Below are 25,076 nucleotides of genomic sequence, written 5' to 3' on the forward strand. Positions count from 1 at the left end.
CGGAGACCAACATGGCGCGGATCACGCTCAGACAATTGCTGGACCATGCGGCCGAGCGCGGCTACGGCGTGCCGGCGTTCAACATCAACAACATGGAGCAGGGGCTGGCGATCATGGAGGCGGCCGCGGCCGTCGATGCCCCCGTGATCATCCAGGCCTCGCGCGGCGCGCGCTCCTATGCCGGCGACATCATGCTGTCCAAGATGATCGACGCGCTGGAGGAGATGTATCCGCAGATCCCGCTCTGCCTGCACCAGGACCACGGCAATGACGAGGCGACCTGCGCCACCGCGATCAAGTACGGCTTTACGTCCGTGATGATGGACGGCTCGCTCAGGGCCGATGCCAAGACCGCGGCCGACTACGACTACAACGTCGACATCACCCGCCGCGTCACCGATATGGCGCACTGGGTCGGCGCCTCGGTCGAGGGCGAGCTCGGCGTGCTCGGCTCGCTCGAACATGGTGGCGGCGAGCAGGAGGATGGTCACGGCCTCGAGGGCAAGGTCAGCCGCGAGCAGCTGCTGACCGATCCCGACCAGGCGGTCGACTTCGTCCGCGCCACCAAGGTCGATGCGCTGGCGATCGCGATGGGCACCTCGCACGGCGCCTACAAATTCTCGCGCAAGCCGGACGGCGAGATTCTCGCCATGAACGTGATCGAGGAGATCCATCGCCGGCTGCCGAATACGCATCTCGTCATGCACGGCTCGTCCTCGGTGCCGCAGAGCCTGCAGGACATGTTCAACCAGTTCGGCGGCGAGATGCCGCAGACCTGGGGCGTCCCGGTCGAGGAGATCGTGCGCGGCATCCGTCACGGCGTGCGCAAGGTCAACATCGACACCGACTGCCGGCTGGCAATGACCGCCATCTTCCGAAAAGTCGGCGCGTCGTCGAAGAGCGAGTTCGATCCGCGCAAATTCCTGAAGCCCGCGATGGATTCGATGCGCGAGCTCTGCCGCGAGCGGTTCGAGCAGTTCGGCGCCGCCGGCAATGCATCCAGGATCAAGGTGCTGCCGCTGTCGGAGATGGCCAAGCGCTATCGCTCCGGCGCGCTCGATCCACGAATTGGGGGAATGACCGAAGCTGCGTGACGTCCACAGCCACAACGAAAATCCAGGAGGAACACATGAACGACCAATCGATCACGGTGCGCGGCAAGGATCGCTACAAGTCCGGCGTGATGGAATACAAGAAGATGGGCTATTGGGAGCCGTCCTATCAGCCCAAGGACACCGACGTCATCGCGCTGTTCCGCGTCACGCCGCAGGACGGTGTCGATCCGACCGAGGCCTGCGCCGCGGTCGCCGGCGAATCCTCGACGGCGACCTGGACCGTGGTGTGGACCGACCGGCTGACGGCGGCCGAGAAGTATCGCGCCAAGTGCTACCGCGTCGAGCCGGTGCCGGGCTCGCCCGGCAGCTATTTCGCCTATATCGCCTATGACCTCGATCTGTTCGAGCCCGGCTCGATCTCCAACCTGACCGCCTCGATCATCGGCAATGTGTTCGGCTTCAAGCCGCTGAAGGCGCTGCGGCTGGAGGACATGCGGCTGCCGGTGGCCTATGTGAAGACGTTCCAGGGGCCGGCGACCGGCATCGTCGTCGAGCGCGAGCGGCTCGACAAGTTCGGCCGTCCCTTGCTCGGCGCCACCGTCAAGCCGAAGCTCGGCCTGTCCGGCCGCAACTACGGACGCGTCGTCTACGAGGCGCTGAAGGGCGGGCTCGACTTCACCAAGGACGACGAGAACATCAACTCGCAGCCGTTCATGCATTGGCGCGAGCGCTTCCTGTACTGCATGGAGGCGGTCAACAAGGCGCAGGCGGCGACCGGCGAGATCAAGGGCACCTACCTCAACGTCACCGCGGCGACGATGGAGGACATGTATGAGCGCGCCGAGTTCGCCAAGGAGCTCGGCTCGACGATCGTCATGATCGACCTCGTGATCGGCTACACCGCGATCCAGTCGATGGCGAAATGGGCGCGCCGGAACGACATGATCCTGCATCTGCATCGTGCCGGTCACTCGACCTACACGCGGCAGCGCGCGCACGGCGTGTCGTTCCGCGTCATCGCCAAATGGATGAGGCTCGCCGGCGTCGACCACATCCATGCCGGTACCGTGGTCGGCAAGCTCGAAGGCGATCCGAACACCACGCGCGGCTATTACGACATCTGCCGCGAGGACTTCAATCCGATGCGGCTGGAGCATGGCGTGTTCTTCGACCAGAACTGGGCCAGCCTGAACAAGCTGATGCCGGTGGCCTCCGGCGGCATCCATGCCGGCCAGATGCACCAGTTGCTCGACCTGCTCGGCGAGGACGTCGTGCTGCAGTTCGGCGGCGGCACGATCGGCCATCCGCGCGGCATCGCCGCCGGTGCGACCGCCAACCGCGTCGCGCTGGAAGCGATGATCCTCGCCCGCAATGAGGGCCGCGACTACGTGCATGAAGGTCCGGAGATCCTGGCCAAGGCGGCACAGACCTGCACGCCGCTGCGCGAGGCGCTGGAGATCTGGAAGGACGTCACCTTCAACTACGAATCGACCGATTCGCCGGACTTCGTCCCGACAGTGACGCCTGCCGCCTAACAATCGTTCGATGCGACGCCGCGATGCGAGCCGGACACCGGCTCGCCCGTTTCAGCGATATCAGGAGACATCAACATGCGCGTGACCCAGGGTTGCTTTTCTTTCCTGCCCGATCTGACCGACGAGCAGATCTCCGCTCAGATCCAGTATTGCCTCGAGAAGAATTGGGCCGTGAACATCGAGTTCACCGACGATCCGCATCCCCGCAACACCTATTGGGAGATGTGGGGCCTGCCGATGTTCGACCTGCGTGACGCCGCCGGCATCATGCGCGAGCTGACCGAGTGCCGGAAGATCTACGGCGACCGCTACATCCGCATCTCGGCCTTCGATTCCAGCCATGGCTGGGAATCGACCCGGTTGTCCTTCATCGTCAACCGGCCGCAGAACGAGCCGGGCTTCCGGCTCGACCGGCAGGAAACCGTCGGGCGCAATCAGCGTTATTCGACGCGGTCCTACGCGGCCGAGCGCCCGGAAGGCCAGCGTTACTGATCCCTGGCGGGCGGAGGTCGCTGCTGCGTCTGCGGGTCTGCGGCGTGGCAGGGATCTCCGCCCGGAGCGGCCATATCACCTTCTATTTGCCGTTGCTTCGTTGCTGCCAGGTTCGCAATCGAACGCACGGCGATCTGATGCGAACGTCCAGAACGGAGCACCAGCCGATGATGCAGGCCACGCAGACGGACACCACCGAGGCGACGCCGGTCGACACCGTCGACCTGCGCCGCGAGTTCGAGAGCGTCGATATTGCGCCGGTGCTGGAGCAGCTCGACCGCGAGCTGGTCGGGCTCACCCCGGTCAAGACGCGAATCCGCGAGATCGCGTCGCTGCTGATGATGGAGCGGATCCGCCGCAAGATGGGGCTGGCGACGACGTTTCCGACCCTGCACATGTCGTTCACCGGCAATCCCGGCACCGGCAAGACCACTGTCGCGCTGCGCATGGCCGGCATCCTGCACCGGCTCGGCTTCGTGCGCCGCGGCCACGTCATCAGCGTCACCCGCGACGACCTCGTCGGCCAGTATATCGGCCACACCGCGCCGAAGACCAAGGAGGTGCTGAAGAAGGCGATGGGGGGCGTCCTGTTCATCGACGAGGCGTATTATCTCTACCGTCCCGAGAACGAGCGCGACTACGGCCAGGAGTCGATCGAGATCCTGCTGCAGATCATGGAGTCGCAGCGCGAGGACCTCGTGGTCATTCTTGCCGGCTATGCCGACCGGATGGAGAAGTTCTTCCAGAGCAATCCCGGCTTCCGCTCGCGCATCGCCCATCACATCGACTTCCCCGACTATTCGGAGGCCGAGCTGCTGACGATCTCCGAGATGATGCTGGAAGGGCAGAATTATCGCTTCACGCCGGAGGCCCGCGCCGCTTTCGAAAGATACATCGCCGTCCGGCGCACTCAGCCCATGTTCTCCAACGCGCGCTCGATCCGCAATGCGCTGGATCGGATCCGCCTGCGCCAGGCCAACCGGCTGGTGTCGCGGCTCGACCGCGTGCTGACGTCCGATGACGTGATGTCGATCGAAGCCAGCGACGTGCTGGCAAGCCGCGTGTTCGCCAAGGGGACCGACGCGGGAGACGGCAGGGTGGAGGTGCAACCATGAGTCTGGCTCTGGTGAGGAACGCGCCGCTCGACGACCTCCGGCGCCGCATCGCCGACGCCGGCGCGCTGATCTTCGACGTCGACGGCACGATGGCCGAGACCGAGGAAATCCATCGCGAGGCCTTCAACGAGGCGTTCGTCGCGGTGGGCATCGACTGGCACTGGGGCCGCCGCATCTACAAGGAGCTGCTGCGTGTCACCGGTGGCAAGGAGCGCGTTCGTGCGTTCGACCAGATGCGGCGCACGGGTCCTCCGCTCAGCGACGCCGTCGTTGCCCGGCTTCATCGCATCAAGACGGAGCGGTTTGCCGCGCTGATGGCCGACAAGGGCTGCCCGTTGCGTCCGGGCGTTCAAGCATTGCTGGAGGCTGCCTCGGCCCGCGGGCAGCGGCTCGCGATCGCGACGACGACCACGCGCGCCAATATCGATGCCCTGTTGGCGCCCGCGCTGGGCGCGAACTGGGAGGCAGGATTTGCCGCCGTCGTGGCGGCCGACGATGTCGTGCGCAAGAAGCCTGCGCCCGATGTCTACCTGGAGGTCTTGTCGCAGCTCGATCTACCCGCGGCCAGTTGCATCGCGATCGAGGACTCCGGTAACGGGTTGATGGCTGCGACCCGCGCCGGCGTTCCCGTGCTGATCACGCGCAGCCTCTACTTTCATGACGACGCGTTCGACGGTGCGCTCGCCGTGTTCGACGATCTCGGGGAGCTTGTTACCTGAGGTATTTTGAGGTGCTTGTGCTGATGCGTTGCCGATTATGTACGCCACCATGCGCATAGCCGCGTGGCGTGGTCGTTCTATTGCCGTCTCGACAAGAACGTGTAATCCCTTGACGACATATCTTCATGTCGAGTCGAGGTCGTTGAGTATGGCCCGCACGCAGGCCAAATTGAAACGTACGGACGTTGCACGCACGGAAGCGTTTCGCGGGCGGGTGGGACGGCCGCCGAAGGCGCTGGCTGGAAATATCGAGGAACGTATTCTGGACGCTGCGCGCGCGGTGTTTCTCGAGCGCGGCTTTGACGGCGCCAGCATCGACGAGATCGCCGAGCGCGCCCCCGCCAGCAAGCCGACGATTTATGCCCGATACACCGGCAAGGCCGCCTTGTTCGCCGCCGTCGTCGCGCGGTCCATCAACGACGTGATGAATCTCGGGTCCTACACGCCGGTGGCCGGCACCGCACAGGAAAAGCTGGTTGGACTGGCCATCGCCATCGTCGATCGCGCGCTGAAGGACTCGCTGGGATTGTTACGGGTCACGATCGGGGAGGCTTACCGGTTTCCCGATCTCAGTTGTCAGTTTCATGACGTCTCGCGCAAGCGGGCCACCCATGCCGTGGCGGTGCTGCTCGGCGAGACGATCGGCGCCTCGGCCACGACCGCTCGCCGGACGCCGTCGAAGGCGTCGGCCGTTTCTGCCGAGATCTTCATCGATCTGATCGTCATGCCGGTGATCATGCGCTCGCTCATGGGTGAGAGCGAAAGGACGATCCGCAGGGAGCTGCCCGGCTTCGTCCGTGACCGGGTCAAGACGTTCCTGGCGCTGCAGCCGAAGGTCTGAGCAGCGCGATCAGCGTCGCCGGAGCGATGACGGTTCGAGCGTCACCTGCTTGAGATCGTTGCCGCTGACGACGACCACGACGAAGGCGAGCTTGCCGTCCTTGTTCATCAGGCCGCCACTGATCGCCCGGCCGGCCGCCGAGCGCTCGGCGATCCGAATCGCATCCGACATCTTGAGCCGGACCGTGGTGAGGGCAGCCAGGCTGTTACGATCGCTTTCGCTCAGTCCATCCACGGTGGAGAACAGCACGCTGTTGCGCACCTTCGCCGTGGTGCCGTCGATGTCGGATTCCCAGATCCGTCCGCTCTGCAGGGTTCGGACCTTGTAGACGGGCGCGTCGAGCCCACCCTCGAAGCTGATGTCCGCGGTCTTGGAGCCCGGATGAATCCTTTCGGCGATCCGCAGCGCCTGGTGCAGTGACACCTCCGTCCGCCGGAACTTGTCGAGCTCGCGATCGATCGTCTCCTGGCTCAGTGCCGGATCGGTGGAGGCTGACGGATCCCTCTCGGTCTGCATGCCGGAGCCGGTCCCGGCGACCGCGTGCGCCAGGGGCGCCCATGACAGCAGGATCAAGGTCAACAGAATGATTCGTTTCATGACGGCCTGCTGTCTCCGATCTCGGTCGGTGCTTGTAGAGCATTCCCTCGGAAAACGGTTGTGATAAAACGAAACTGTATCGTTTTATAATTAAGGGCAGCGTATATGTCAAGGTTACGGTACCGGCGGCGTCATGTAGTCGGTGTCGAAGCCGACGCCGTGGCCCTCGGGGATGGAGGGGCGATCGCCGTCACGTTGAAGGCCAAGCCATTGTGCCTGGCGAACTGATAGGTGGCGGGAGATAGCTCTGGATCTCGCGTTTGCTCGTCATGGCCAGCGAGCGGATCGCGATCGCCTTGGCGCTGTTTTCGACCGGCTGGAAACCGGTGGACGTCCGGCAGGTCATGATGATGTAGATGGCGCTGATCACGATTGCGGGAGCTGCGTCCTTGGAACCCGCACGGCCACGCATGTCGATGGGCGGCTGCGCAATCACGGGTGCTCGGCGCGTTCATCTGCGGCTAATGCGCCGCCGGCTATGATTTTCTTCCATTTCCGATAGGTTGTCGCCGTTTCAACCGGGAGCGGCCGATATTGCCGCGCAGCGGCGTCCGATGTCCCGACAGGGGTCACGATGCAGGCCGCATCGGCGGACGCGACCAGAGGAGTCTGAATGATTAAGCGCCGGGCCATGATCACCTTCACGTTCACCGTCGCGACGCTGCTCGCAGCCTGCGGCGGCGTTGCGCAAGCGGCGCAGTGCGGTTCGTCGCCGGCGGGGTTCGAGGCGTGGAAGCGCGAATTCAGCGAGGAGGCGCGGGCGAAGGGCGTCGGCGGCGCCGCGATCGCCGCGCTGATGCAGACCAACTACGCCTCCGCGACGATCGCCGCCGATCGCGGCCAGCGCAGCTTCTCGCTGTCGCTCGATCAGTTCCTCGCCAAGCGCGGGGCTGCTGCGATCGTCGCGCGCGGCCGCCAGCTCAAGCAGTCGCAGGCGGCGATGTTCGCCTCGATCGAGCAGCGTTACGGCGTGCCGCCCGGACCGCTGATCGCGATCTGGGGCATGGAGAGCGCGTTCGGCAGCCAGCGCGGCAATCAGCACATGCTGTCGTCGATCGCGACGCTCGCCTATGACTGCCGCCGTCCGGAGTTCTTCACCGACCAGCTCTATGCCGCGCTCAAGCTGATCGACCGCGGCGTGCTCTCGGGCAACACCCGCGGCTCGATGCATGGCGAGGTCGGGCAGACGCAATTCATGCCGAAGAACATCCTCGCTTACGGCGTCGGCAATCTCGACGTCGCCGCCAACGCGCTGGCCTCGACCGCGAACTTCCTGCGCGCCAACGGCTGGAAGGCAGGCGCCGGCTATCAGCCGGGCGAGCCGAACTTCGCCGCCATCGAGGCCTGGAACGCCGCCGGCGTCTATCAGAAGGCGATCGCGCTGATGGGCCGCCAGATCGACGGCGGCGGCTCGGCCGCGGCGCGCTGACGGGCCCGCGACTGATAGACATGTCCAATGAAAAAAGCGGCGCTTCATCACTGAAGCGCCGCTTCTCTTTGGTGTCGGTCAGTCGGCTTGTCGCCTCAGGCCTTCAGATCGAACCGGTCGAGGTTCATCACCTTGGTCCAGGCGGCGACGAAGTCCTTGACGAACTTCTGCTTGGCATCCGAGCTGGCATAGACCTCAGCCAGCGCGCGCAACTGCGAGTGCGAGCCGAAGATCAGGTCGGCGCGGGTCGCCGTCCACTTGATCGCGCCGGACTTGCGGTCGCGGCCCTCGAAGGTGTGCTCGCCCTGATCGACCGGACGCCAGGCCACGCCCATGTCGAGCAGGTTGGCGAAGAAGTCGTTGGAGAGCGTCTCGGTCTGCTCGGTGAACACGCCATGCTTGGAGCCGTTGGCGTTGGCGCCGAGCACGCGCAGGCCGCCGACCAGCACGGTCATCTCCGGCGCGGTCAAGGTGAGCAGTTGCGCCTTGTCGACCAGCAGCTCCTCGCCCGACAGCCACTGCTTGCCGCTGAGATAGTTGCGGAAGCCGTCATGGGTCGGTTCGAGCACCGCGAACGACTCGACGTCGGTCTGCTCCTGCGAGGCATCGGTGCGGCCGGGCGCGAACGGCACGGTCACCTCGACGCCGGCCTTCTTGGCGGCCGCCTCGACGCCGGCATTGCCGGCCAGCACGATCAGGTCGGCGAGCGAGATCTTCTTGCCGCCGGAGGCCTGCGCGTTGAACTCCTTCTGGATGGCCTCGAGCGTCGAGAGCACCTTGGCGAGTTCGGCCGGGTTGTTGACCGCCCAGTCCTTCTGCGGAGCCAGGCGAATGCGCGCGCCATTGGCGCCGCCGCGCTTGTCCGAGCCGCGGAAGGTCGAGGCTGAGGCCCAGGCCGTCGACACCAGTTGCGACACCGACAGACCCGAGGCGAGGATCTTCGCCTTGAGCGCCGCGACGTCCTTGTCGTCGACAACGGGATGATCGAGGGCCGGCACCGGATCCTGCCAGATCAGGTCCTCCTTCGGCACCAGCGGGCCGAGGTAGCGCACCTTCGGACCCATGTCGCGATGGGTCAGCTTGAACCAGGCGCGGGCGAAGGCGTCGGCGAACTGATCCGGGTTCTCCAGGAAGCGGCGCGAGATCTTCTCGTAGGCCGGATCGAAGCGCAGCGCGAGGTCGGTGGTGAGCATCGACGGCGCATGCCGCTTCGACTTGTCATGCGCGTCCGGCACCGTGTTGGCGCCGGCGCCGTGCTTCGGCTTCCACTGATGCGCGCCGGCCGGGCTCTTGGTCAGCTCCCATTCGTAGCCGAACAGATTCCAGAAGAAGTTGTTGCTCCACTTGGTCGGCGTCGTCGTCCAGATCACTTCGAGGCCGGAGGTGATGGTATCGCCGCCCTTGCCCGAGCCGTACTTGCTGGCCCAGCCGAGACCCTGCTGCGCGATGTCGGCGCCTTCCGGCTCGGCCCCGACCAGCGACGCATCACCCGCGCCGTGGGTCTTGCCGAAGGTGTGACCGCCGGCGATCAGCGCCACCGTCTCTTCGTCGTTCATCGCCATGCGGGCGAAGGTCTCGCGGATGTCGCGCGCGGCAGCCAGCGGATCGGGATTGCCGTTCGGGCCTTCCGGGTTGACGTAGATGAGGCCCATCTGCACGGCAGCGAGCGAACCCGCGAGCTCGCGGTCGCCGCTGTAGCGCTCGTCGGCGAGCCACTTGCCCTCGGGGCCCCAATAGATGTCCTGCTCGGGCTCCCAGGTATCGGCGCGGCCGCCGCCGAAGCCGAAGGTCTTGAAACCCATCGATTCCAGCGCGACGTTGCCGGTCAGCACGAACAGGTCGGCCCAGGAGATCTTCTGGCCGTACTTCTGCTTGATCGGCCACAGCAGGCGGCGGGCCTTGTCGAGGTTGGCGTTGTCTGGCCAGCTGTTCAGCGGCGCGAAGCGCTGCTGGCCGGTGCCGGCGCCGCCACGGCCGTCGCCAATGCGATAGGTGCCGGCGGCGTGCCAGGCCATGCGGATGAACAGCGGACCGTAATGGCCGAAATCGGCCGGCCACCAGTCCTGCGAATCGGTCATCAGCGCGTGCAGGTCCTTGACCAGCGCGTCGAGATCGAGGCTCTTGAATTCCTTGGAATAATCGAACGCCTCACCGAGCGGATCGGAGAGGTTCGAGTGCTGATGCAGGACCGAGAGATTGAGCTGGTTCGGCCACCAATCCTTGTTCGAAAATCCCTTCAAGCCGCCCGAAAACGGGCACTTGCTGACGTCATCCATGTTTCTCTCCTGACGTGATCGTCATGGTTCCCCCCTGGGGTGGGAGCCGGGACCCTACGCGGCTGCTTCGATCAGGGGAAATTGAGATTGGTGATCGCAACGATAAGATTATCTGATGAATCTGGTCTGACGCCATCCAAACGCATATGGACACGGTGCGTAACCGCGGCATCTCAAGATTGTGGTCAGGGAAAATTGACTCCGCGGCGGTGAACGATAAGATTAACTGATGATACATTTGACGATGCGGCAGCTTCGCTATTTCGATGCGCTGGCGCGTCTCGGCCATTTCGGCCGCGCCGCGGAGGCCTGCGCGATCTCGCAGCCGGCGCTGTCGATGCAGATCAAGGAGATGGAGGACGCGCTTGGCGGCGTGCTGCTGGAGCGCAATGCGCGCCAGGTGGTGCTGACGCGATTCGGCGAGCAGCTCGCCGAGCGCGTGCGCGAGATCCTGCGCTCGGTCGATGAGCTCGGCGACTTCGCCCGCGCCTCGCGCGACAAGCTCACGGGCCGGCTGCGGCTCGGCATGATCCCGACGATCGCGCCCTATCTGCTGCCCAAGGTGATCGGGAACCTGACGCGCAGACATCCCGAGATCGACATCCACGTCCGCGAGTCCAAGACGCCGAAGCTGATCGAGGAACTGGTCGAGGGCCGCCTCGATGCCGCGATCGTCGCGCTGCCGGTGTCGGAGCCGTCGCTGACCGAGGTCGCGCTGTTCGCGGAGAGCTTCCTGCTGGTGCGGCCGCCGGAATATGAAGGCGCGGCGGTGCCGAGCAGCGAGATGCTGCGCGAGATGCGGCTGCTGTTGCTGGAGGAGGGGCACTGCTTCCGTGACCAGGCGCTGTCGTTCTGCAACATGCAGGCGCCGCGCGAGATGCTCGATGCCTCCTCGCTGTCGACCCTGGTGCAGATGGTCGGCGCCGGCATGGGCGTGACGTTGATTCCGGAGATGGCGGTCGGCGTCGAGACGCGGTCGGCGTCGGTGTCGCTCGCGCGTTTCGCCGATCCGCAGCCGCAGCGTACGGTCGGCATGGTCTGGCGCAAGACCAGCCCGCTCGCCAAGCAACTGATGCAGATTTCCGAGATCGTCGGCAGCGCGGCCGAGGGTCTGCGCAAGCAGGCCGCGGCAGCGCAGGGCCGCAAACGGCGAAGCTGATCCTTCGGGACCATCCCGTCCGAGGCGGCCTTGTCCTTCCTTAGGGAAGGGCATCCTCCACGAAATTGACCTTGATCGCATCCGCTGCTGCGCTCGCGTTGCCGAGCAAGCTCGCCTTGGCTGATGGCAGCGGCACGGGTGGCAGCAGCGCCGGCGCCTCCCGCGACGCGACAACCTCAACGCCGGGCGGACCCGGAAACGCGACGGGGACGACCGGAATGGGATCGGGCGCGGCGGGGAACGGATCGGGGCGCACGCCATCGGCGCCGAATGACGCCACCGGCTTGCTCGACAACAACAGCCCGAGCACCGGCGACGACAATTCCGGCAGCTCAAGCAATCTCGGCCGGCATTGAAGGGATGTCTCGCCGGCGATCGCGCTTTTGCAATGGAACGGTCGCGCCGACAGGTGGTTCGTAGCGACGAGCAGCTCATTTGCTCGTCGCCGCGATCGCGGCGGAGGACTGCGCCGGATGACCTTCGCGGGCAGTCATGCGTGATGACCTTGGTCGAGGAGTCCTTGCGATGCGAAGCTTGAACTATGTGGGAGCGCTGGCCCTGTCCGGCGCGCTGCTGGCCGGAGCGAGCGCTCCGGCGTTGTCTGCACCCGTCACTGCGCTGTCGGCCGCGGCGAAGGCCGACGTTGCGCCGCTCAGCACGGTTCAGGTCCGCTATGGCGGCTGGCATGGCGGCGGCTGGCGTGGTGGCGGTTGGCGTGGCGGCGGCTGGGGCTGGGGAGCAGGCGCGCTCGCGGCCGGCGCGCTTCTCGGCGCCGGGATCGCGGCGACGGCATCGCCCTATTACTACGACGATCCCTATTATTATGGTCCGCCCTACGGCTATGTCGGCGTCGGCTACGGGCCGTATTACGGCCGTCCCTATTATGCCCGTCCGTATTGGCGGCATCACTATTATGGCTGGGGTGGTCCGTGGGGCGGCCCCTGGTGAGATCGGCTGATTGGTTCCGGATGCCCTGTCGTCTGCGCGAGCGATCGCGCAGACGATTTCGTGTTTGCTGCGAGCTGATCGTGATCGCGTGGCAGCCAGAACGCTGAAGGCAAGTTGATCTTGCTCAAAGCTGCTCCTCGCTCCCGTGGTCCAATAAGTTCGACACGGGAGAGGAGCCGGAAATGCAAACACCAGTTCAAATCGAATTTGAAGGGATTCGCGTCTCCGCTGAAATCCGGGCTGCCGTTGAGCAACATATCGCGGAACTGGAGAGCCGCTTTGGCCGGATCACTGCGGCGCGCGTCATGGTCAAAGGTCCGGGTGGTCATCACCAAACCGGCGGTCAATATCTGGTGAGCGTTCGGCTGGCGCTGCCCGACGGTCGGGAAGTCCACGTTGGCCGTACCCCGAAGCTGGATGAACGGTACGTCGACTTGACCTTCGCCGTAGACAACGCATTCAAACGCGCGCGTCGACAATTGCAGGACCGGGCGCGACTGATGCGTGGCGATGTCAAGACGCACGAGTCTCAACCGATCGGAACCGTTGCGCGTATCGATCCAAGCGGCCAGTTCGGCTTTCTGGAAGCCGCCGACGGCCACGAAGTCTATTTCAACTGCAATAGTGTCGTTGATGGTGGATCAAGCATCGTGCCCGGCGCCCGCGTAAGCTACGTCGAGGAGATCGGAGAAAAAGGACCGCAGGCGAGCACGGTCAGAATGCTCGGGAAACATGGGCTGCGGGCTTAGATCGGCGGCCGAGACGCGAGCGGCGAGCAGGTTTGACGTTGGAGGTAACCGATGATTGGTGATCGCCTGCGTTTGTTCTGTCTTCATGGCACGGAAGGGCTTGGCGAAAAAATCGCTCACGCGCTCGGATGCCGTCTCGCCGCTGTCGAAGAACGCAGCTTCGAGGACGGCGAACACAAGGTGCGGCCGCTGGAGGTTGTCGCCGGCTGCGACGTCTACGTTCTGCATAGCCTCCATGGCGGTCCTGACGAGAGTCCGAACGACAAGCTGTGCCGGCTGCTGTTCCTGGTCGGAGCGTTGAAGGATGCCGGTGCTGCGCGGGTGACGGCGGTCGCACCGTATCTGTGCTATGCGCGAAAGGATCGTCGCACCAAGGCCAATGACCCCGTCACGATCCGTTATCTTGCGACCATGTTCGAGGCGATCGGTGTTGACGCAGTGGTGACCCTCGAAGTTCACAACGAGGCCGCGTTCGAGAACGCGTTTCGTTGCCCATCGGTAGCGCTGAGCACGGCGCCGCTCTTGATCGGCAGGATCAAGGCGATCGCGGCTGATCGGCCGATTGCCGTGGTTTCGCCGGATCTCGGAGGCGGCAAGCGAGCGGACCTGCTTCGCGAGGTTCTTGGGAAAGCGCTCGGCCGTCCGATCGGCAAGGCATTCGTGGAGAAGCATCGCAGCTCCGGCGTCGTTTCGGGCGATTTGTTCGCCGGGGAGGTGGCGAACGCGCTGTGCGTGATCGTGGATGATCTCATCAGCAGCGGTGGAACCCTGGTGCGGGCGGCGAAGGCGGCCCGTGCCCATGGAGCCGAAGAGGTGATAGCTTGCGTCGCGCACGGCCTGTTCATGCCGGGCGCGGCAACGACGCTCGCCGACCCTGCGATTGGCCGCATCATCGCGACCGACAGCGTGCCACCGTTCAGGCTTCCGCCGGGCGCGGTTCGCGATAAGCTCGAGATTGTCTCGGCGGCGCCCCTTCTCGGAGAGACCATTCGTCGGCTGCACCACAACGAGCCGCTGACGGAGCTGCTTCCGTATCAGGATTGATCCCCGCAATTCAAATTCTGGCTCTCGCCGTGAGCTGCCGCTCAAGCTGCGCTGCGTCCGCCTTGGCAAGTTTGAGATAGGTGCGCGCCAGCCGCGGCCATTTTTCCGGCGTCCGTGGATGGGCGTCGGCGAGATGAGCGATGGATAGCCTGGCGCGCAGCATGGCGCGGCCAATCCGATAGAACAAGAACAGTCCGCTGGCCGGGTCATCATCGAGCTGGACGGCCAGATATCGCCGAAGCCTCTCACCGACCCACGCTCCTCCCAGTCGAGCGCATTCCAAGTGCAGGAAGGCAATTTCGTCCAGCGCATCCGACGTCCGCAAGCGGGCATTGAACTCCAGGCAGTCGATGATGGGGAAGGGAGGGCTCAACCAGATATGTTCCGGCCGCAGATCGCCATGGCCGTCGAGGACGAGCCGGTGATGCACCCGCTGCGCCAGTAGCTCGGTCCGCTGCCGCAGGAAACGGCATTGCAGGTTGGCGATGCGCTCGATGGTGCCGCGGGGCAGGTCGAAGGCCGCCTCGAGCAAACCTCGCCGATCCGCCAGAACTGCCTTTTGCAGGGTCACCATGTAGCTCTCCGGATTGATCATGATCCGGCGCGCATGCGAATAGAAGCGGCTCAAGCGACCTGCCAAACCATCGATCTGGGCCTGGGAGACCTTGCGATCGCGAAGCCCGACTTCGAGCGTCTGGCCTTCGTCGAGCCGGCGCATGACGACGAGCCAATCGACGATGTGCCCGCCTCCTCCGATGGCGTAGCCACCCGGCGCAGCCGTCAGCGGCACCACGCCGTGATAGACGTCGGGCGCCAGCCTTCGGTTCAGCGAAACCTCCGCGCGGCAGGCCTCTGCGCGGCGCTCAAGGCTGGAGAAATCGAGATATGGAAAATGAACCGGCTTCTTGAGCTTGTAGACGCGCTCGTCAACCATGAAGACCCAGGACATGTGGGTCTCCCGCGTGATCACAGCGTCGGGCGCCGGGACATAACTGTCCGGCCGGCTGAGAAACGCCACCTTGCGAGCAAGAGCGGTCGCGCTGCCATTCTCAGCGTCCTCGCCCCAGGGTTCATTCTGCCATCCGGGCATATGATGCCTATCGCCAATCGAGGCAGCCGGCAGCTTGATACGGATCAATAGCAGTGGCTGTCCGGCTCATATCCTGCCCCTCTTCCGCATGAGGTCTGCCATGCTGTTCCAGAACCGAACCGATGCCGGCCGGCAACTCGCCGAGGCGCTGCTCAAATACAAGGGGCGGCACCCGGTCGTTCTTGCGCTGCCACGCGGCGGCGTGCCGGTTGCGGCGGAAGTCGCAGCAGCCCTCAATGCGCCACTCGATCTGCTGCTGGTCCGCAAGATCGGGTTGCCGGGGCAGCCCGAGCTCGCAATGGGCGCCATCGCGGATGGTGAGGGCATGACCACCATACGTAACCAGGACGTGATCGAGCTATCCGGCGTCACCTCCGAAGAATTTGAGGTCGTCTGCAGGGAGGAACGTGCTGAGATCGAACGGCGCCGCAAGCGCTATCTGGGCGATCGGGCTCGCGCCGAAGTCAAGGGGCAGGTTGCGATCATCGTCGATGACGGCGTTGCGACAGGCGCAACCACGCTTGCCGCCATCAAGGCTGTTCGGAAGCAGGAACCGAAAGAGCTCGTGCTTGCGGTCCCGGTCGCGCCGCCGGACGCCATCAGGAAATTGCATGCGGAAGTCGATGCCGTCGTCTGTCTGCATGAGCCTCAGGAGTTTGGCGCGATCGGCTATTTCTATCGCGACTTTCATCAGGTCAGCGACGACGAGGTGATTGCCACTTTGAGGCAGTTTCCATCAAGCAGATCCATGCACGCCTCCTGACGAGCCGGCGTCTAATGGTCGTGGGGCAGCGGCTCCCAGCGGTCGCCGACCTTCACGTAGGATCGCTTCACCGCTGCCCAGGCTGTACGGTGAGCAATCTCTTCCTGCCGCTCGTCTTCCGCATGGGAGGCAAAGGCGTGGTTGAATGCTTCCCGATAGATGTCCTGCGCGTGTGATGGGAGGTGAGCGCGAACAGCAGGGGGAAGATCGATGTTTGTGCGATAGGGCATGGCTATTGCCTCGGACGCAAACTGCCGCGCCTTGCTCGGGACACCGCGGCGTTTCCAGCAAAAAGGATAGAGGCAACTTGCTTCCGCCTCTTGACCGGCGTCAAATGCGGATGCGCAGACATCGAAGGGATGGCTGACGTCATGTGAGCGCCGAGGACATCGATGGACCCGTTACCGAGCGCGCTGCTAACCGATCTGTATCAGATGACCATGATCGAAGCGTACCTTGAATCGGGCCAGACTGATACAGCCGTATTTGAGTTCTTTGTGCGCAAGCTGCCGCCTCAGCGCAGCTTCCTGATGGCGGCCGGACTGGAGCAGGCGCTCCATTTCCTGCAAAACATACGGTTCTCGCAAGACGAACTCGGCTGGCTTGAGCGAACGGAAAGGTTCAGCAAGTCGTTGATCGACTATCTCGCCAATTTCCGCTTCACCGGCGAGGTTCACGCGATGCCGGAAGGCACCGTGTTCTTTGGCAACGAACCGATCCTTAGGGTTACGGCTCCTTTGCCGGAGGCGCAGCTTGTCGAGACGCGCCTGATCAACATTATGCATTTTCAGACTCTGATTGCCTCCAAGGCCGCGCGCTTGGTCTTACTCGCGCCAGACAAGCTCCTGGTCGATTTTGGCTTGCGTCGCTCCCATGGTGCCGAGGCAGGGCTGCTGGCTGCCCGCGCGAGCTATGTCGCTGGATTCTCCGGCACGGCAACCCTCCTGGCCGAGAAGTCATTCGGCATTCCGACCTATGGCACCATGGCGCATTCGTTTGTTCAATCCTTTGATGACGAAGCTGCAGCATTCGAGGCGTTTGCGCGCGCCAGGCCAGAGAATCTCGTCCTGCTGATCGACACTTATGACACCGAGGCGGCCGCGAGGAAGGTCGTCATGCTGGCGCCCCGATTGAGGGAGCTTGGAATTGCGGTCAGCGCCGTGCGGCTTGACAGCGGGGATCTGTCTGCGCTCGCCAAGAAGGTGCGCTGCATTCTGGATTCCGGCGGACTCAAGGACACCGGCATCTTCGTCAGTGGCGGGATCGAGGAGGGTACCCTGATTGCTTTCGCTCGGGATGCGGCGCCGATCGACGGTATCGGCATCGGCACGGGCCTCGTCACGTCGTCCGATGCGCCAGCACTCGACTGTGCCTATAAGCTGCAGGAGTATGCGGGCTTGCCCCGTCGCAAGCGCTCGACGGGAAAGGCCACCTGGCCCGGCCGCAAGCAGGTTTGGCGCCGGTATGACAGGGATGGCCGCATGCTCGCAGACATTCTTTCGACCGAGGAGGACCAACAAGAGGGGGAAACGCTGATCCAGGCAGTGATGCTCGGCGGACGCCCTATCGCCTCTCAACCTTCACTTCATGACATCCGGGCTCACGCGCGCCGGCAGCTCGATCAACTGCCTCCGGAGCTGAGAACCTCCAAAGCGGTCGCGCCCTATCCGGTGCAGATTTCGAGCCACCTTGAACAGCTGGCAGCTGTCACCGACCGGATAGGCTCGCGTCCTTGAATTCTGATCTGCATCAAGGGAAGTGGCTCGATCCCTCTCTAGCCTGTCAAGCGACGGAGGTGCATCGATGCCGGTACAGAATGCCGAAATTGCAGAGATGTTCGACCAGACCGCCGAACTTCTCGAGATCAAAGGCGACAATCCGTTTCGTTCGCGGGCCTATCGCAATGCTGCGCGGGTGATTGAACGTCTGCCCAAGAGCATCACCAACCTCTTGAAGGCGGGTGAGGATCTTTCCGAGCTGCCAGGTATCGGCAAGGATCTGGCAGGAAAGATCGAAACGATCGTCGCAACCCATCATTTCGATGTGCTGGACAAGCTCAAGCGTGAACTGCCCGGCGATCTCGGAGAGATCGCGGCACTCCCGGGCTTGGGTCCGAAACGCGTCAAACTGCTCTACGACAAGCTGGGCGTGCGGTCACTCGCGGACCTCAGGCGCGCGGTGAGGTCGGGTCGGCTGAGAGAGCTTCGGGGCTTCGGTGCCAAGAGCGAGGAAAAGCTCACCGCGGCGTTGGCCAAGCCTCGAGCCGAGAGGCGCTTCAGACTATCCGAGGCCGAAGCCGAAGCGGAAGCACTCCTCAGCTATCTGAGGCCAGACGCGACCGATGGACAGGTGATCGTCGCCGGAAGCTACCGTCGCAGGCGCGATACCGTCGGTGATCTTGATATCTTGATGGTGGCACGTGACGGCCACGCCGCCGGCGGGAGACTCTCTCGATACGACAATGTCGCCAATGTGCTCGCTCATGGCGATACGCGGACGGCAGTGGTGCTGCGCTCCGGGCTGCACGTCGACCTGCGCGTTGTTCCTGAGGCCAGCTACGGCGCCGCGCTGATGTATTTCACCGGATCCAAGGCGCACAACATCTCCTTGCGCGGACTCGCTACCGACCACGGCTGGAAGCTGAACGAATATGGCCTGTTCGCCGGCAAGCGGCGCATCGCCGGAGCAACCGAGGAGGAGATCTATGGCAAGCTCGGGCTGCCCCTGATTCCGCCCGAGATGCGCGAGGATCGCGGCGAGATCGCGCTCGCAAGAGCAAAAAAGCTCCCGAAACTGATTACGCTGTCCGATATTCGAGGCGACCTGCACGTCCATTCCAAATGGACCGACGGCACCGCCGCGATCGCCGAGATGGCGACGGCCGCCAAGGCAAGAGGCTATGCCTATATGGCTCTGACCGACCATAGCCAACACGTCACAGTCGCCCATGGTCTCGATGCCGGACGTCTGTCGCGTCAGATCGACGAGATCGACCGTTTGAACGACCGGCTGGATGGATTTACGGTGCTGAAAGGCGCCGAAGTCGATATTCTGGCGGACGGACGGCTTGATCTGCCCGACAAGATCCTGTCGCGGCTCGATCTGGTCGTTGCTTCCGTTCACTACAAGTTCGAGCTCTCGCGCAAGATGCAGACCGAGCGCATCATCCGGGCGATGGACAATCGCCATGTCTCGATTATCGGTCATCCGACCGGACGGTTGATCGGGGACCGCGAGCCTTACGAGATCGACATGGAAGCCGTCATTGCGGCGGCGGGCGAGCGCGGCTGTCATCTCGAGCTCAACGCCGACCCGGACCGGCTCGATCTCAACGATATCCATGTTCATGCCGCCAAGTCCGCGGGCGTCAAGCTGGCGATCTCGACGGACGCACATTCGACGGCTGGATTCGCCAACATGCGTTTCGGCGTCGATCAGGCGCGCCGAGGCTGGCTCGAAGCCGCAGACGTCATCAACACTCAACCGTTGTCGCGGGCGAAGAAAATGCTGAAGCGCTAGCCGGATTGTTTGATCCTTCGCAACGTTGCGCACGCGATGTTGCGTTCTCTTAGGCAACAGCACAGGAGGGGTGAAATGAGCTTCGAGAAGAAGATTGGCACGGTTGCGACCGCGGCTGTCCTGACCCTCGCGCTGCTTGCACCGACGGGTGCCGACGCTCGCAACGGGCGCATTGCCGCGGGAATCGTCGGCGGCCTGGCTGCCGGCGCGCTGTTCGGCGCGGCCCTCGGCGGCGGCTATTGGGGGCCGTATCGCTATTACGGCTATCCGGGGCCAGTCTATTACTACCCACCGGCACCGTATTGGGGGCCAGGACCGTTCTGGGGACCGTACGGATACGGCGACTGCTATGTCCGAGCTGTCCGGCACAGGCGGCATGTGCATTACGTGCGGGTCTGCTATTAAATCCGCTTGCACTCGAGCAACGGGCGGGGCTGTTAGATTGCCGCGGAGAGCCAGACGCATGTCGGGGCGTTTCAAGTTTCGGGCTCTGGGCCTCTTCGTCGGACTGCTCTCGTGTTGGCCGACAAACGTGGACGCCGCGAACCTCAGCAAGGCAGCGCAACGAGGCAGGACCATCCTGCAGGAAAGATGCGGGCGCTGTCATGCGATAAAATCGGTTGGCGAAAGCCCGCTCGAGAATGCTCCGCCGATGCGCGATATCTACGCCCGGTTCAATCGGCGCGAGTTGCGGGCGGAGCTGTCGGAAGGCATGGTGTCGAAGCACAGGGACATGCCGCAAATCGAATTTTCCGACGAGGACGTGTACGCGATCATGAGCTACCTCTACATTCTTGCAGTCAGGAAATGAATGCTCGCTGCTCAGGAAAGCGCTGATCCCTGCACATCGAAGCTCACTTGGGAAGCTCACTTGGCCGGCTGCGCGGTCCATTCGACGGTCCGGCGGCATCGCCGCTGGTCTGGCGACACGCGATTGGGCCGGTACGAAGGCGTCCCGTCGCTGAGTGCGCGGCGGACGTGCCGGGCGCGGCCAGATGACCGGACTACGATTTCAATTCGCGGATCTGCACCGGCAGATGGTGCATCAGTTTCTCAAATTCACCGGGATCGAGCTTCTCCCACGCGATCTCGAACACCCCGCGAATGACGGTCAGCGGCGCGATGGGAAACTGCTGGGGCAGCTCCATGGCGACGTGATCCGCGAAGTCGCTGGCATGTCGCTCCTTGGTCGGCGTTCCCGCCGCGTGCCAGTTCTCGTAGTAGATCCCGCGCAGGAGGATCGGCAGCTGGGCGCCAAGCTTGATCGCCACCTCCGGAGGTACGCGATCGCGCAACGCATGCAGAACAGCCCGGAGCGCGTTGTAGGCCTGTTGACGACTACCGAGCTCCAGCTTCTCCTCGATCGCCTTGAGCCAGAGATTGGTCTCCTGAATGGTGTGATCCAGCGCGGTGACGCCTGTTACGCTCATGATGCGTTCTCCTAGATTGGCCACAATAGAGGCATTCCGGATCGACGGCGTCTCCGCAATCACGTCCGTTGTCATGATCGGTGAGCACGGATGTCAGCCTCGATTCAATGTGACAGCAGGGTCGGGATCGTCATCGTCCTCAGCATTTCACGGGTGACGCCGCCGAAAATGCCTTCCCGCAGGCGGGAATGCCCATATGCCCCCATCACCAGCATGTCGAGACTTTCGTCGGCGGCCAGGGACAGGATGGACGGCTGAATTTCGGAATGCTCTGCCGTCAACTCGAGCAGCGTTGTCGTAAGTCCGGCGCGAGCCATATGTTCAGTCAGTTTCCGCGCTGAGGCCTCGGTGGGAGCAACCTGCGCCTCATTGATCGAAATCGTGACCAGCGCTTCTGCTTGAGAAAGAAACGGTCTTGCGTCCTTGAAGGCGCGGGCGGCAAGGCGGCTTCCATCCCAGCAGATGCCGATACGGTTGGCCCTGAAGGTGCCGCGGAAGATATGCGGCACGAACAGGACGGGTCCGCCCGCCTGGAGCAGGATCTCCGTCGCAGTCCTAGTGTCGTAGCTGTCCTGTGTTGCGTCCGTCTGCAGGACCACCGTCAGTCCATAGAGCCTGGCCGCAGCGCCGAGCGCGGACGCGGCTTCACCGGGCAGGTCCTCGACCGAGCGGCTTGCGTGAGAGATGTTCGCATTCCGGGCTTCCGTCTCGAAAATGGCGAGTGCAGCCGCGCTGCGTTGGGCGGCGCGTTGCCGCTCCATTTCGAAGATCTCTGAAGCGGCGACTGCTGCGCCCGCGCCTCCATCGACCACATACGCGCTACTGGGCGGGATGTATCCGACTGCAATCGCATCGAGATGGGCGTCGAACCGGGCAGCCAACGAGACGGCGGCATCGACGACAGGCTGCGGTGGCTGCTCGGTCGGAATATACACGAGAATGTCGTTGATATTGATCACGACGACCTCCCTCCGGGACCCAATCCATACTCTCCGTCGGATGAAGCGGCATGTTGACTTGAATCAACAGTCAATGGCCGGCCGTCACCAGCCGGTCCGCCGCAAAGTTGTGCTCCGCTCGGGGGAGGGGGCACGGCCCCGTTTCGTGGTCTAGCGTCACACCGGAATTTCGGGTTCCGCTAGCCGTTCGCGCTTTGGCTCCGCGATTTCGGTCATCGTCGCCTCGGTGAGCAGGAGGATGCCGGCAACCGACACCGCGTTCTCGAGGGCTGTCCGAACGACCTTCGCGGGATCGACAATGCCGGCCTCGACGAGATCGACATATTGCTTGCGCGCGGCGTCAAAACCGAAATTGCCGACGCCACTCAGCATGCGCGCCACGACCACGCCGCCATCCGTTGCCGAGTTCTCCGCGATCTGGCGAGCGGGGGCCTCGAGCGCGCGCTTCAAGATCTGTACACCGGTCTTTTCGTCGCCTTCGCAGAGTGCTTCCTCCTTGCCGACGGCTTCGATGCATCGAAGCAAGGCAAGCCCGCCGCCCGGAACGATACCTTCTGCAACGGCCGCCTTCGTCGAACTGATGGCGTCGTCAAGCGCCTCTTTTCGTGATTTCATCTCAGCTTCAGTCGGCGCTCCGACACGGATAACGGCAACCCCGCCCGACAGCTTGGCGAGCCGCTCCTCAAGCTTTTCCTTGTCGTACTCGCTGGTCGTTTTCTCGATCTCGCGGCGGAGTTGTTGCAGCCGCGCATCGATCTGGCTGCGTTCGCCCTTGCTGCCGATCAGCGTGGTGTTTTCCTTGTCGGCAACTGCACGGGCGACATGTCCCAACTGCTGCAAAGTGGCGTTTTCAAGCTTCGAACCAAGATCGTCGGAGATGACCTGGGCGCCGGTGAGGATTGCAATATCCTGCAACATCGCCTTGCGTCGCTCACCAAAACCGGGCGCCTTGACGGCGCAGCCTTTGAGCACGCCGCGAAGCTGATTGACGATGAGCGTGGCCAACGCCTCGCCTTCAATGTCTTCGGCGATGATCAGGAGCGGTTGTGCCGATTTTGCGATCTGTTCGAGCAGCGGAATGATGTCGCGCAGGGCGCTGATCTTGTGGTCGCACAACAGGATGAATGGCTCTTCGAGAACCGCTTCCATGCGATCGGCATCGGTCACGAAGTAGGGCGACAGGAAGCCGCGGTCGAATTTCATCCCTTCCACCACGTCGAGCGACGTTTCGGTGGTCTTGGATTCCTCCACCGAGATCACTCCATCGCTCCCGACTTTCTCGAGCGCATCGGCGACCAGCGCGCCAATCGATGGATCGTTGTGAGCCGAGATGGTGGCGACCTGAGCTCTTTCCGCCTTTGTCTTGACGGGGCGCGCCATGGCATGGAGGGCCGCTATCGTCGCGTGAGCAGCGCGGTCGAGGCCCCGTTTCAGATCGATGGCACTGGCGCCGGCGACCACGTTCCTGACGCCGTCGGCAAGAATCGCATGTGCCAGGATCGTCGAAGTGCTTGTTCCGTCGCCAACGAGATCGCCGGTCTTCTCCGCGGCCTGGCGCAGCACCTGCGCTCCGAGATTCTCCTCCGGATCCTTGAGGTCAAATTCCTTGGCGATCGTGACGCCGTCGTTGCATACGATCGGGGTGCCCCAGCTCTTCTGGATCAACACTGATTTTGATTTGGGGCCGAGCGTCACGCGCACCGCGTCCGCAAGCAGCGAGGCTCCGCGCAGGATCTTTTCACGGGCCGCGGAATGAAACAGCACCTGCTTGTGAGGCATCAATCGCTCCTCAGAAGGACGGCTTTCATCAGATCAAGATAGAAGTGACGCCGTTTTGGACGCTTGATCCTGATCAAGCCTAGGCCTGGGAGCAACTCGCCGGTCGGATGCCGAGTGGTCTTGCATTGCCCACCGAGCAAGCCTACGCTGTTGCAAGCTTTGGTAGAAAACAGCTTTGCTGCGGTAACGCGCCGCGCAGCTTGCGCTGCGAAATTCATTGGGAGCGGGACGTGCGCTCTATTCCAATTCCTCGGCTCAATGGGGCTTTTTGGACCATCGTCCTTCAACTGATGGCCTGCTTGCTTCCCGGCCTCACCTGGGCCGATGCTCCCAGCAAGCCGGCGTTGACGGTTATTCTCGCGCGCAATGAAATCCTCGCCGGCCAGACGATGGGCTTCAGCATATGGATCGAGAATGCGACCGAAGCCAGGATCATGGACGCGGGTCTTAGCTTGTTTGGTCCTCCTTCTTTGAAGATCGGAAGCCTCGGGCCAGACGGCACATGCGACGTGAAAGACACCATCGGTCTCGGCACCGTTGAGCCCGGTTCGACTTTGGTGCGCAGCAGAATGTGCCTCAAAGCCGATTCCAGCATCGCAGAGCGGGACGAGAACCTGGCGTTCAGTGTCAGTTATTCGCTCCAAAACGTGAAGGACAACAAAACGATCGCCGGCGCATCTGTTGCGGAAAAGAAGATGAGCATCGGTCTTTTCGGGACTGAGAGCGTGGGCGGTGTTTCGCTCCGCCTCGCGTCGTACGTCATTCCCGGCACGTTCTTCTTGATGATTTTGCGGCTATTCGCCCCCAAGGAGTCAAGAGTTGAACTGGGCGCGACCGAGTCCGTTACACTCAGCATCTTTATCTCGACTCTTTTGTTCCTTGGGACGGCGTACCTCATTCCTTCCTTGCAGCTGCATTTTGCGGGGATCGGATCGACTGTGAGCGCGATCGCGTTTCTCGCGCTGTGTGGCGCTGCAATTGTGCTTGGCGGAATCTTGGCTGCCGTCTTGCAAGGTATTTCGATGATCGGCGCCTGGGAGCGCAACGCGCGCATTGTCCAGGAAACCGACAGGGTCGGCCCGATCATTCAGAAAGCCGTGCGTGCGGCCGGGGGCAAGCTCGATCCGGTTATGATGATCGCGGATGGCAAGCAATATTTCGGCTCGCTTGTCGTGCCTGCAAGCAATGGCGGCAGGATTTTGCTCGGCTGGTTTCAGCTCAAGGCGCCTGATGCGAAGTGCCGATCGGAAATGAAAGAATGGTTCGATAAAGACGAGTTCATCAAACCCATTGATGCAGCAGCCCGATGGGGAGTCGAACCGACCATGTTCGACCCGATCAAGGAATCAAGAGCCGGCAATCTTGAGCCGACCGAATTTCTCTGGATGTACTTTGACGAAAAGGCAGCGCGGTTGCCGGCCGGGCGCGAGGATCTTGCACAAATGAAACCGCTCACCTTAACCTGAAGAGCCGGCCGGGACCGGCCTTGCGGCCGGTCCCAGGAGATCGCTGCCGCCTTGCTCGCCTGGTCGGTAAGCACTGGCGACATATTTAGGCAGTCGCCCAGCTGTACAGCT

General features: G+C 63.2%; 26 protein-coding genes. 17 read left to right on the forward strand and 9 right to left on the reverse strand.

The genetic code is table 11. The annotated features are described in order from the left end of the window. Window positions 1–11 precede the first annotated feature (11 nt). The 6 genes from fba to QX094_RS19385 all read left to right on the forward strand — a co-directional run bounded on the left by fba (window position 12) and on the right by QX094_RS19385 (window position 5,757). Complete coding sequence (gene fba / locus QX094_RS19360; RefSeq protein ID WP_315714339.1) at window positions 12–1,094, forward strand: class II fructose-bisphosphate aldolase; 1,083 nt, start codon at window positions 12–14, stop codon at window positions 1,092–1,094. A gap of 35 nt (window positions 1,095–1,129) precedes the next feature. Next, window positions 1,130–2,590, forward strand: a complete 1,461-nt coding sequence (locus QX094_RS19365; RefSeq protein ID WP_315714340.1) for a form I ribulose bisphosphate carboxylase large subunit — start codon at window positions 1,130–1,132, stop codon at window positions 2,588–2,590. A 75-nt stretch (window positions 2,591–2,665) separates the two neighbouring features. Then, window positions 2,666–3,082, forward strand: coding sequence for a ribulose bisphosphate carboxylase small subunit (locus QX094_RS19370; RefSeq protein ID WP_315714341.1), 417 nt, complete (start codon window positions 2,666–2,668; stop codon window positions 3,080–3,082). Between the two features lie 170 nt (window positions 3,083–3,252). Next, a complete protein-coding gene (gene cbbX, locus QX094_RS19375; RefSeq protein WP_315714397.1) occupies window positions 3,253–4,197 on the forward strand; it encodes a CbbX protein in 945 nt (314 codons plus the stop codon). Then, entirely contained in the window at window positions 4,194–4,916 is a 723-nt protein-coding gene (locus tag QX094_RS19380) for an HAD-IA family hydrolase (RefSeq protein WP_315714342.1), read from the forward strand. Before cbbX ends, QX094_RS19380 begins: the two co-directional genes overlap by 4 nt. Window positions 4,917–5,064: 148 nt before the next feature. Continuing rightward, window positions 5,065–5,757: a TetR/AcrR family transcriptional regulator gene (locus QX094_RS19385; RefSeq protein WP_315714343.1), complete on the forward strand. Its 693-nt coding sequence runs from the start codon at window positions 5,065–5,067 to the stop codon at window positions 5,755–5,757. A gap of 9 nt (window positions 5,758–5,766) precedes the next feature. Here QX094_RS19385 and QX094_RS19390 read toward each other — a convergent pair whose 3' ends face one another. Beyond that, on the reverse strand, window positions 5,767–6,354 hold the full coding sequence (locus QX094_RS19390; RefSeq protein ID WP_315714344.1) for a PepSY domain-containing protein: 588 nt from the start codon (window positions 6,352–6,354) through the stop codon (window positions 5,767–5,769). A 190-nt stretch (window positions 6,355–6,544) separates the two neighbouring features. Continuing rightward, entirely contained in the window at window positions 6,545–6,790 is a 246-nt protein-coding gene (locus QX094_RS19395) for a hypothetical protein (RefSeq protein ID WP_315714345.1), read from the reverse strand. Between the two features lie 177 nt (window positions 6,791–6,967). Here QX094_RS19395 and QX094_RS19400 point away from each other — a divergent pair, with 177 nt between their 5' ends. Next, the gene (locus QX094_RS19400) at window positions 6,968–7,783 is read left to right on the forward strand and encodes a lytic transglycosylase domain-containing protein (protein ID WP_409977953.1); all 816 of its coding nucleotides are present in this window, start codon (window positions 6,968–6,970) and stop codon (window positions 7,781–7,783) included. Window positions 7,784–7,878: 95 nt separating this feature from the next. Here QX094_RS19400 and katG read toward each other — a convergent pair whose 3' ends face one another. Continuing rightward, complete coding sequence (gene katG, locus QX094_RS19405; protein WP_315714346.1) at window positions 7,879–10,059, reverse strand: catalase/peroxidase HPI; 2,181 nt, start codon at window positions 10,057–10,059, stop codon at window positions 7,879–7,881. A gap of 229 nt (window positions 10,060–10,288) precedes the next feature. Between katG and QX094_RS19410 the strand changes: the two genes are divergently transcribed. After that, a complete protein-coding gene (locus QX094_RS19410; RefSeq protein ID WP_315714347.1) occupies window positions 10,289–11,218 on the forward strand; it encodes a hydrogen peroxide-inducible genes activator in 930 nt (309 codons plus the stop codon). A gap of 40 nt (window positions 11,219–11,258) precedes the next feature. Here QX094_RS19410 and QX094_RS19415 read toward each other — a convergent pair whose 3' ends face one another. After that, a complete protein-coding gene (locus tag QX094_RS19415) occupies window positions 11,259–11,558 on the reverse strand; it encodes a hypothetical protein (protein WP_316174867.1) in 300 nt (99 codons plus the stop codon). A gap of 185 nt (window positions 11,559–11,743) precedes the next feature. On the opposite strand from QX094_RS19415, the gene QX094_RS19420 reads away from it, so the two are divergent. The 3 genes from QX094_RS19420 (at window position 11,744) to QX094_RS19430 (ending at window position 13,959) form a co-directional block, all read left to right on the forward strand. Next, window positions 11,744–12,166: a hypothetical protein gene (locus QX094_RS19420; RefSeq protein WP_316174865.1), complete on the forward strand. Its 423-nt coding sequence runs from the start codon at window positions 11,744–11,746 to the stop codon at window positions 12,164–12,166. A gap of 182 nt (window positions 12,167–12,348) precedes the next feature. Then, entirely contained in the window at window positions 12,349–12,915 is a 567-nt protein-coding gene (locus QX094_RS19425) for an HPF/RaiA family ribosome-associated protein (protein ID WP_316174864.1), read from the forward strand. A gap of 51 nt (window positions 12,916–12,966) precedes the next feature. After that, a complete protein-coding gene (locus tag QX094_RS19430) occupies window positions 12,967–13,959 on the forward strand; it encodes a ribose-phosphate diphosphokinase (RefSeq protein WP_315714351.1) in 993 nt (330 codons plus the stop codon). 10 nt (window positions 13,960–13,969) lie between these two features. On the opposite strand, the gene QX094_RS19435 is transcribed toward QX094_RS19430, so the two are convergent. Further along, window positions 13,970–14,908 (reverse strand): hypothetical protein, encoded by a 939-nt coding sequence (locus QX094_RS19435; RefSeq protein WP_316174863.1) that lies wholly within the window; start codon window positions 14,906–14,908, stop codon window positions 13,970–13,972. Window positions 14,909–15,149: 241 nt separating this feature from the next. Between QX094_RS19435 and QX094_RS19440 the strand changes: the two genes are divergently transcribed. Continuing rightward, window positions 15,150–15,812, forward strand: a complete 663-nt coding sequence (locus tag QX094_RS19440; RefSeq protein WP_315714353.1) for a phosphoribosyltransferase — start codon at window positions 15,150–15,152, stop codon at window positions 15,810–15,812. An 11-nt stretch (window positions 15,813–15,823) separates the two neighbouring features. On the opposite strand, the gene QX094_RS19445 is transcribed toward QX094_RS19440, so the two are convergent. Further along, window positions 15,824–16,042, reverse strand: a complete 219-nt coding sequence (locus tag QX094_RS19445; protein WP_315714354.1) for a ChaB family protein — start codon at window positions 16,040–16,042, stop codon at window positions 15,824–15,826. Window positions 16,043–16,204: 162 nt separating this feature from the next. Between QX094_RS19445 and QX094_RS19450 the strand changes: the two genes are divergently transcribed. The 4 genes from QX094_RS19450 to QX094_RS19465 all read left to right on the forward strand — a co-directional run bounded on the left by QX094_RS19450 (window position 16,205) and on the right by QX094_RS19465 (window position 20,142). Beyond that, on the forward strand, window positions 16,205–17,548 hold the full coding sequence (locus QX094_RS19450; protein WP_316174861.1) for a nicotinate phosphoribosyltransferase: 1,344 nt from the start codon (window positions 16,205–16,207) through the stop codon (window positions 17,546–17,548). A 22-nt stretch (window positions 17,549–17,570) separates the two neighbouring features. Continuing rightward, entirely contained in the window at window positions 17,571–19,331 is a 1,761-nt protein-coding gene (polX, locus tag QX094_RS19455; RefSeq protein ID WP_316188091.1) for a DNA polymerase/3'-5' exonuclease PolX, read from the forward strand. Window positions 19,332–19,406: 75 nt separating this feature from the next. Next, window positions 19,407–19,736 carry a hypothetical protein gene (locus tag QX094_RS19460; protein ID WP_316174860.1) on the forward strand — a complete coding sequence of 110 codons (330 nt, stop codon included), beginning with the start codon at window positions 19,407–19,409 and terminating at the stop codon, window positions 19,734–19,736. 58 nt (window positions 19,737–19,794) lie between these two features. Then, the gene (locus tag QX094_RS19465; RefSeq protein ID WP_316174858.1) at window positions 19,795–20,142 is read left to right on the forward strand and encodes a cytochrome c; all 348 of its coding nucleotides are present in this window, start codon (window positions 19,795–19,797) and stop codon (window positions 20,140–20,142) included. A 193-nt stretch (window positions 20,143–20,335) separates the two neighbouring features. Here the strand turns inward: QX094_RS19465 and QX094_RS19470 are convergent, their stop codons facing one another. The 3 genes from QX094_RS19470 to groL all read right to left on the reverse strand — a co-directional run bounded on the left by QX094_RS19470 (window position 20,336) and on the right by groL (window position 23,499). Next, a complete protein-coding gene (locus QX094_RS19470; protein WP_316174857.1) occupies window positions 20,336–20,824 on the reverse strand; it encodes a DUF2267 domain-containing protein in 489 nt (162 codons plus the stop codon). Between the two features lie 41 nt (window positions 20,825–20,865). Continuing rightward, complete coding sequence (locus QX094_RS19475; protein ID WP_316188092.1) at window positions 20,866–21,720, reverse strand: universal stress protein; 855 nt, start codon at window positions 21,718–21,720, stop codon at window positions 20,866–20,868. A 156-nt stretch (window positions 21,721–21,876) separates the two neighbouring features. After that, window positions 21,877–23,499, reverse strand: coding sequence for a chaperonin GroEL (gene groL, locus QX094_RS19480; RefSeq protein WP_316174855.1), 1,623 nt, complete (start codon window positions 23,497–23,499; stop codon window positions 21,877–21,879). A 107-nt stretch (window positions 23,500–23,606) separates the two neighbouring features. On the opposite strand from groL, the gene QX094_RS19485 reads away from it, so the two are divergent. Continuing rightward, window positions 23,607–24,965 carry a hypothetical protein gene (locus QX094_RS19485; RefSeq protein ID WP_315750186.1) on the forward strand — a complete coding sequence of 453 codons (1,359 nt, stop codon included), beginning with the start codon at window positions 23,607–23,609 and terminating at the stop codon, window positions 24,963–24,965. The last annotated feature ends 111 nt before the right edge of the window (window positions 24,966–25,076 follow it).

Origin of the sequence: Bradyrhizobium sp. SZCCHNS1050, from assembly GCF_032484785.1 — a bacterium.
Lineage (GTDB): Bacteria > Pseudomonadota > Alphaproteobacteria > Rhizobiales > Xanthobacteraceae > Bradyrhizobium.

What these genes read in the sequence shown, in the direction of transcription:
- fba (WP_315714339.1), top strand. Translation starts at nt 12, where the DNA reads ATGGCGCGGATCACGCTCAGACAATTGCTGGACCATGCGGCCGAGCGC.
- QX094_RS19365 (WP_315714340.1), top strand. Translation starts at nt 1,130, where the DNA reads ATGAACGACCAATCGATCACGGTGCGCGGCAAGGATCGCTACAAGTCC.
- QX094_RS19370 (WP_315714341.1), top strand. Translation starts at nt 2,666, where the DNA reads ATGCGCGTGACCCAGGGTTGCTTTTCTTTCCTGCCCGATCTGACCGAC.
- cbbX (WP_315714397.1), top strand. Translation starts at nt 3,253, where the DNA reads ATGCAGGCCACGCAGACGGACACCACCGAGGCGACGCCGGTCGACACC.
- QX094_RS19380 (WP_315714342.1), top strand. Translation starts at nt 4,194, where the DNA reads ATGAGTCTGGCTCTGGTGAGGAACGCGCCGCTCGACGACCTCCGGCGC.
- QX094_RS19385 (WP_315714343.1), top strand. Translation starts at nt 5,065, where the DNA reads ATGGCCCGCACGCAGGCCAAATTGAAACGTACGGACGTTGCACGCACG.
- QX094_RS19390 (WP_315714344.1), bottom strand. Translation starts at nt 6,354, where the DNA reads ATGAAACGAATCATTCTGTTGACCTTGATCCTGCTGTCATGGGCGCCC.
- QX094_RS19400 (WP_409977953.1), top strand. Translation starts at nt 6,968, where the DNA reads ATGATTAAGCGCCGGGCCATGATCACCTTCACGTTCACCGTCGCGACG.
- katG (WP_315714346.1), bottom strand. Translation starts at nt 10,059, where the DNA reads ATGGATGACGTCAGCAAGTGCCCGTTTTCGGGCGGCTTGAAGGGATTT.
- QX094_RS19410 (WP_315714347.1), top strand. Translation starts at nt 10,289, where the DNA reads ATGATACATTTGACGATGCGGCAGCTTCGCTATTTCGATGCGCTGGCG.
- QX094_RS19420 (WP_316174865.1), top strand. Translation starts at nt 11,744, where the DNA reads ATGCGAAGCTTGAACTATGTGGGAGCGCTGGCCCTGTCCGGCGCGCTG.
- QX094_RS19425 (WP_316174864.1), top strand. Translation starts at nt 12,349, where the DNA reads ATGCAAACACCAGTTCAAATCGAATTTGAAGGGATTCGCGTCTCCGCT.
- QX094_RS19430 (WP_315714351.1), top strand. Translation starts at nt 12,967, where the DNA reads ATGATTGGTGATCGCCTGCGTTTGTTCTGTCTTCATGGCACGGAAGGG.
- QX094_RS19435 (WP_316174863.1), bottom strand. Translation starts at nt 14,908, where the DNA reads ATGTCCTGGGTCTTCATGGTTGACGAGCGCGTCTACAAGCTCAAGAAG.
- QX094_RS19440 (WP_315714353.1), top strand. Translation starts at nt 15,150, where the DNA reads ATGCTGTTCCAGAACCGAACCGATGCCGGCCGGCAACTCGCCGAGGCG.
- QX094_RS19445 (WP_315714354.1), bottom strand. Translation starts at nt 16,042, where the DNA reads ATGCCCTATCGCACAAACATCGATCTTCCCCCTGCTGTTCGCGCTCAC.
- QX094_RS19450 (WP_316174861.1), top strand. Translation starts at nt 16,205, where the DNA reads ATGGACCCGTTACCGAGCGCGCTGCTAACCGATCTGTATCAGATGACC.
- QX094_RS19460 (WP_316174860.1), top strand. Translation starts at nt 19,407, where the DNA reads ATGAGCTTCGAGAAGAAGATTGGCACGGTTGCGACCGCGGCTGTCCTG.
- QX094_RS19465 (WP_316174858.1), top strand. Translation starts at nt 19,795, where the DNA reads ATGTCGGGGCGTTTCAAGTTTCGGGCTCTGGGCCTCTTCGTCGGACTG.
- groL (WP_316174855.1), bottom strand. Translation starts at nt 23,499, where the DNA reads ATGCCTCACAAGCAGGTGCTGTTTCATTCCGCGGCCCGTGAAAAGATC.
- QX094_RS19485 (WP_315750186.1), top strand. Translation starts at nt 23,607, where the DNA reads ATGCCGAGTGGTCTTGCATTGCCCACCGAGCAAGCCTACGCTGTTGCA.